Here is a 6795-nt window from a genome sequence, read left to right on the forward strand (position 1 = left end):
CCACACCCGCGGGAACCCACCCAGCACGACCGTCCAGGACTTCATCCGACGGGCCGGCATCCGGACAGCCGGACGGCCCGTCGGCCCGTCGGCCCGTCGGCCCGTCGGCCCGTCGGACGACAGCCGGACAGACGGACAGCCACCCATGACTGCCGACGGTCACCGCGCCCTCGCGGTGACCGGGAGGAGCGCGCCCGACCGTGAACCCGACCATGAAACAGCCCCTCGCACCGGACACTGTTACCGACGGCAACGGGTCACCCCACCGCACGGGGCGCCCGGATACGCCGGAGACCCCCCAGACGCTCCGGACCTCTCGGCTCCGGAGCGTCTTCACCGTGGCCGCCGGCCTGGCCATCGGCGCCGCCTGGGGCCAGGTGGCCCCGGCTGCCGCCACGCCGGGCCCGCTGCTCGTGACCTCCGTGACCCTGCCCGCCCACCTCGCGGCGGTCGAGGTGGACAACTCGCACGCGGACTCATGGCTGGAGGTGGACCGTACAGCCAACGTCCAGACCGGCGCGGGCGATGCGGGCAGCGATCACGAAGGCGGGGACTGAGGAGCGCCCGGGGCGAGCGCTCACCGTGCCAGTTCCCCCAGCAGCGCCCAGGCGCGGAGCCGGTCCGCGTCTCCCGCGATCTCCGTCGCCGAGACAAGCACGGGTGGCGCCCGAATTCCGGGATGCCGCCCGGCTGTGTGGTGGCAGGGGTCGCGCGCCCGCGCGGACCACGTACCCGATCAGGGGCGCATGGCAGGCGTACCGGCGCACGACACGGAGCATCGAATGCACGCGCCCAGCTCATGCGCCCCCGTTGATGAAGATCCGGCATTCCCCGTGCAGCTCACAGCCATTCGAATGGCACACGCCAATGGCATATTCCGGTACCTCGTCAGCCCGTTATGCCAGGTAGTAGAGACGTAGGCCCGACTTCACCGCATGGGTTGACTGTACGTAGCGATCACATGAAGCGGCATTTGCTGGGCAGAAGTCAGCCGGAGTTGGTTTTATATGAAGGTCCGCCGGGTGTAACGTACTGACGCTCGACCGAGGTCGAACGGATACCTGGGGAATCAACGTTCGATTACAGGTGAATGCGAAGCCGGGGGCTACGTGGTCTCGCTTGCCTGCCGGTCCACTGACCAGAAATAGAATGAGTGGGGGAAGTAGTGCTCAATCCTTTCGATGACGATTCGGCTCGGTTCGTTGTGCTGGTCAACGAGGAGCGTCAGTACTCACTCTGGCCTGCCACGACCGAGGTACCGGGGGGATGGGCTGCCGCGCGGGCCGAGGGCTCGCGGCAGGAATGCCTGGACTTCATCGAGGCGACCTGGTCCGACATGCGGCCCGCCAGTCTCGTCGCGGCCATGGAGGCCGCGAGTAAGTAGCGAACCGGCGCGATCAGAGAACACAGGGCAGAGGTGGGCCGTTCCGCGACGGCCCGCCGATGCCGCCTCTCGACGCCGGGAGCCACCGCACATCAGCCTTCGCAGGCCCATTGAGCGACCACCGGGTTCGGCGTACCACAACTCCGGACCCGGATGGCCCCCGAGGGGCCCGGCGCGGTTTGCTTTGCCGTCTCCGACGCATTGAGCAACGGGAGATGGGCTCGTCACGCCCTCATGGACTGACTCGACACCCTTCGAAAGGGCGGCATCACCATGCCAGAAAACCGTGCCCGGCTTCTTCCTTTGACTGCCGCTCAGCAAGGTGTGTGGTACGGACAGCTATTGGACCCCAAGAGCCCGAAGTACAACATAGGTGAATGCATTCAAATCCATGGGCCGCTCGACGGGAGATTATTCGAGGCCGCACTGAGGAGAGCGAGCGAGGAACACGAAAGCCTCAACCTCGAATTCGTGGTGGAGGGCGACACCGTTTACCAGCGTGTCGTACGGAAGCAGGTGGGCCGCTGCCGCACGGTGGATCTGACCGGCACTCAGGACCCGGCAGCCGCCGCCGAGCAGTACATGACCGACGACATGGAGACGGTCGACAGTCTGACCTGCCCGCGCCACACCTTCGCCCTGCTCAAGCTCGGCCCCGACCTTCACTTCTGGTACGTCCGCTACCACCACATCGCCCTGGACGGGCTGAGCGGCACCGGCATTGCCCGCCGGGTCGCGGAGCTGTACACCGCCGCCGTACGAGGTGAGCAGGTGCCAGAACTCAGGGCGCCGCTCAGCGAGTTGGTGGAGGACGAGACGGGCTACCACCGCTCGGCGGAGTTCGCGCGCGACCGGGAGTACTGGACACAGAAGTTCGGCGGACTCGCGCCCCGGACACCGGACGGTAGCGAGCAGAGCCCATCGGCGCTGTCCGCGCGCGACGCCGCCTTCATTCAGCGACGCCCGGCAGCACCCGGGGCTCACCGCGACAGCCCGGTGCCCGTCGCTCCCGGCACACATCTCCACCAGGGCAGGTCGCTGCCTCTGCATGTCATGGAGGGGCTGCGGAGAGTCGCTTCGGAGACCAGAACCACCTGGCCCGCCGTCTTCGTGAGCGCGGTCGCGGCGTACGTCAGCCGCGTGACAGGATCGCTGGACGTCGGCATCGGGCTGGCCTCGAACGGCCGCCGCAACAGCATGCGGCGGATCGCCGGCATGACGGCCAACATCCTGCCGCTGCACATCCATCTCACGCCCGGGATGACGGTGGCGGATCTGGTCCGTACGGTCGCGGCCGAGATGCGGCCGGCGATCCGTCACCGCCGTTACTCAAGAGAGCAGTTGGCCCGCGAGCTCAAGAACATCGGTGCCACGGCCCAGCTCTCCGACATCGTCGTGAACGTCATGCCGTACGGCTACGACTTCGACTTCGCGGGAAGTCCCGGCGTCTCGCGCCTGCTGTCCACCGGCCCGGTCGACGACGTCTCGCTCTTCCTCTACGAACGGTCCGGGGACAAGGGACCGCTTATCGGCTTCGACATCAACCGGGAGCTCTACCGGCCCGAGGACGTCCTGCCGCATCAGCAGGCCATCACCCACCTGATCGAAGAACTGGCACAGGCGGACCTGACCTCTCCCGTGTCGCGCCTGCGGGTACTGGACGACTCGGCGACGAAGCAGATTCTGGAGACGGGCCGGGGCGGGGATCTTCCGGTGGGTGTGTCGGGGGCGTCGCTGCCCGAGCTGTTCGCGGAGCGCGTGAAAGCGGCACCGGACGCGGTGGCCGTGTCCAGCAGCAACGGGACCCTGACCTACGGCGAGCTCGACCAGACATCAGCCGAACTGGCAGCCTGCCTGTCGGGCCACGGGGTGGGCGCGGAAGACGGGGTCGGGGTCCTCCTCACCCGGGCGCCCGGCATCGTCACCGCATCCCTCGCCGCTGTACGAGCCTCGGCCATGTACGTCCCACTCGACCACCAGTGGCCCACCGAACGCCTCCACCAGACCGCACACACCGCCAGGTTGCGCGCCCTCATCGTGGACCGCGAAACCGCCACCCACCCCTGGGTGCAACACATGCGAACCACCTTGCCCGTGCTAGTGGTTGACGCCCTGGGACACGTGACTGACGGGGCGCCCGCCTCCCCCGCACCCCTGCCGACCGTGATCGGCGGCGCACAGCTGGCCTACATGATGTTCACCTCCGGATCCACCGGCACCCCCAAGGGCGTCGGCATCACCCACCGCGACATCACAGCCCTCACCGCCGACACCACCTGGGCCAACACACCCCACACCATCCTCATGCACTCCGCCTACGTCTTCGACGCCTCCACCTTCGAAATCTGGGTGCCTCTCCTCACCGGCGGACGCATCGCCATCGCCCCACCCGGCCCACTCGAACCCCACACCCTCCACCACCTCATCACCACCCAGAACGTCACCGCGCTCTTCCTCACCACCGCACTCTTCAACACCCTCGCCGACACCACCCCCCAACTCCTCGGCACACTCCGCCTAGTAGCAACCGGCGGCGAAAAAGCAACCCCCGGACTACTCCAACAACTCGCCACCACCCACCCCCACACAACGTTCCACCACGTCTACGGACCCACCGAGACGACCACCTTCGCCACCCGCCACGCCGTCACCCCCCACACACCCACCGGCCCGCCCCCCATCGGGCATGCCCTCGACGGCATGCGCACCTACGTACTCGACACCGCCCTCAACCCCGTACCACCCGGCGTCACCGGCGAGCTCTACCTCGCAGGACCCGGCGTCGCCCGCGGATACACCAACCGCCCCGACCTCACCGCAACCCGCTTCACCGCCGACCCCTTCACCACCACCGGCGACCGCATGTACCGCACCGGCGACCTCGTCCGCTGGAACCACCACAACGAACTCGAATACATCAGCCGCGCCGACACCCAGATCAAACTCCGCGGCTACCGCATCGAACCCACCGAAATCGAAACCGCACTACGGTCCCACCCTTCGGTGAAGACCGCCCTGGTCACACTGCGCGAGGACATCCCCGGCGCGAGCCAGTTGGTGGCGTATGTCGTATCCGCCGATGGCGGCCCGCTGCACCCCGACACGCTGGCGGCCGAGGTGGGGCGGTCGTTGCCGTCGTACATGGTTCCTTCGGCGTTCGTACGGTTGGACTCGCTGCCTCTCAACCCGAACGGCAAAATCGACCGCAAGGCCCTGCCCGCGCCCGAAGCCGCCAGTGCCACGGGCGGCCGTCGTCCGCGGACCCCACAAGAAGAGATCCTCTGCGGCCTCTTCGCGGACATCCTCAACCGCGACCACATCACCATCGACGACAACTTCTTCACACTCGGCGGCCACTCACTCCTCGCCACCCGCCTCACCAGCCGCATCCGCACCACCCTGAATGCCGAAATCGAGATCCGCACTCTCTTCGAACACCCCACCGTCGCCACACTCGCCACCGCACTCGACACCGCCCACCATGCCCGACCCACCCTCACACCCCACAAACGCCCCGACCACCTCCCCCTCTCCCACGCCCAACAACGCCTCTGGTTCCTCAACCGCTACGAAGGCCCCAGCCCCACCTACAACATCCCCCTCGTCCTCCGCCTCGACGGCCCACTCGACACCCACGCCCTCAGCACCGCCATCACCGACCTCGTAGAACGCCACGAAACACTCCGCACCGTGCTCGTGGAGGAGGGCGGAGTCCCCCATCAGCAGGTGCACCCCGCTGCGGAAGCGCGTGGCCTGGTGCCACTGATCGTGGAGAGTGCCCCGGTCGGCGCGACCTCCGAGCAGGCCGCACGTTGGGCGCAGGACAGCGTGGCATCGGCGGCGGGCGGAACCTTCGACCTGGCGGGGAACCCCGCAGTGCGGGTGAAGCTGTTGCGGTTGACCGCTGAGGCGCATGTCCTGGTCCTGGTCGTGCACCACATCGCCGCGGACGGCTGGTCCCTGGCACCCCTCGCCCGGGACCTCGGGCAGGCGTACCGGGCCCGTACGCGCTCCACCTCACCGGACTGGACACCGCTCCCCGTCCAGTACGCCGACTACACCCTCTGGCAACACCACACCCTCGGCGAGGAGAATGACCCGGAAAGTCTTCTCAGCCGCCAACTCGGCTTCTGGCAGGAGAAGCTGACGGGCCTGCCCGAACGCATCGAACTGCCCCTGGACCGCCCGCGACCTGTGGTGGCAACGCACGCGGGTGGCGCCGTGCCCTTCCTGCTGGGCGAGGACGACCACCGGGGGCTCGCACAACTGGCCCGGTCGTCGGGGTGCAGCATGTTCATGGTGCTGCAGGCGGCCCTCGCCGTACTCCTCTGCCGCCACGGTGCCGGGGACGACATCCCGCTCGGCACCGCGGTGGCCGGCCGGTCCGACGAGGCTCTCGAAGATCTCGTCGGGTTCTTCGTCAACACCCTTGTGCTGCGTACGGATCTCTCGGGCGACCCCACCTTCCGCGAAATCCTGGCCCGGGTACGCGCCTTCGACCTCGCGGCCTACGCACATGAGGATGTCCCCTTCGAGCGGCTGGTGGAGGCGGTGAACCCGGAGCGTTCGCAGAGCCATCACCCGTTGTTCCAGACGATGCTGGTCCTGCAGAACCAGGCCACCGCCGGGATCGACATGCCTGGGGTGGTGGTGACGGATCAGTCCGTCCACACCGACGTCAGTAAGTTCGACCTGACGTTCTCGCTGACCGAAACGCAGGACGACGACGGCGAACCCGCCGGACTGACGGGGTATCTGGAGTTCTCCACGGAGCTGTTCGAACGGTCCACGGCGCAGTCACTGGCCGACCGGCTGTCGCGCCTGCTGGCCGGTGTCGTCGCGGATCCCGAGCAGCGGGTGCACCGTATGCAGCTGCTCACTCAGCAGGAGCAGTCGGAGCTTCTCGCCGCCGGACGCGGGCCGGCCGGGCAGGTTCCGCGGCTCACCGTGCCCGAGGCGTTCCAGGCGCAGGCGGCCCGCACACCCGACGCCGTGGCGGTGCGGGATGCGGACGGCTCTCTCACGTACGGGGAGTTGAACGCCCGCGCGAACGCCCTCGCCCACCACCTCACCAACCAAGGCATCGGCCCCGAAGACCTCATCGCCCTCGCACTCCCCCGCACCAACCAACTCCCCACCACCACCCTCGCCATCCTCAAAACCGGAGCCGCCTACCTCCCCATCGACCCCACCTACCCCCACCACCGCACCACCCACATCCTCAACACCACCAAACCCACCCACCTCATCACCACCACCCACCTCAACACCCAACTCCCCACCCACACCATCCCCACCACCCACCTCAACACCCACCAACCCACCACCCCCCACACCACCAACCCCACCCACACACCCCACCCCCACCACCCCGCCTACCTCATCCACACCTCCGGCTCCACCGGACAACC

The 6795-nt window shown here is 67.9% G+C and carries 3 protein-coding genes; all 3 read left to right on the plus strand.

What is annotated here, in order from left to right; genetic code table 11:
• The first annotated feature begins 338 nt into the window (after nt 1-338).
• Nucleotides 339-557 (plus strand): hypothetical protein, encoded by a 219-nt coding sequence (locus ACFXBC_RS19460; RefSeq protein ID WP_385025420.1) that lies wholly within the window; start codon nt 339-341, stop codon nt 555-557.
• A 608-nt stretch (nt 558-1165) separates the two neighbouring features.
• Nucleotides 1166-1384 carry an MbtH family protein gene (locus ACFXBC_RS19465; RefSeq protein ID WP_385025422.1) on the plus strand — a complete coding sequence of 73 codons (219 nt, stop codon included), beginning with the start codon at nt 1166-1168 and terminating at the stop codon, nt 1382-1384.
• 342 nt (nt 1385-1726) lie between these two features.
• A partial coding sequence (locus tag ACFXBC_RS19470; RefSeq protein WP_385025425.1) for an amino acid adenylation domain-containing protein occupies nt 1727-6795 on the plus strand: 5069 nt, incomplete at its 3' end.

It is taken from the genome of Streptomyces sp. NPDC059398 (assembly GCF_042751845.1).
Classification (GTDB): Bacteria; Actinomycetota; Actinomycetes; order Streptomycetales; family Streptomycetaceae; genus Streptomyces.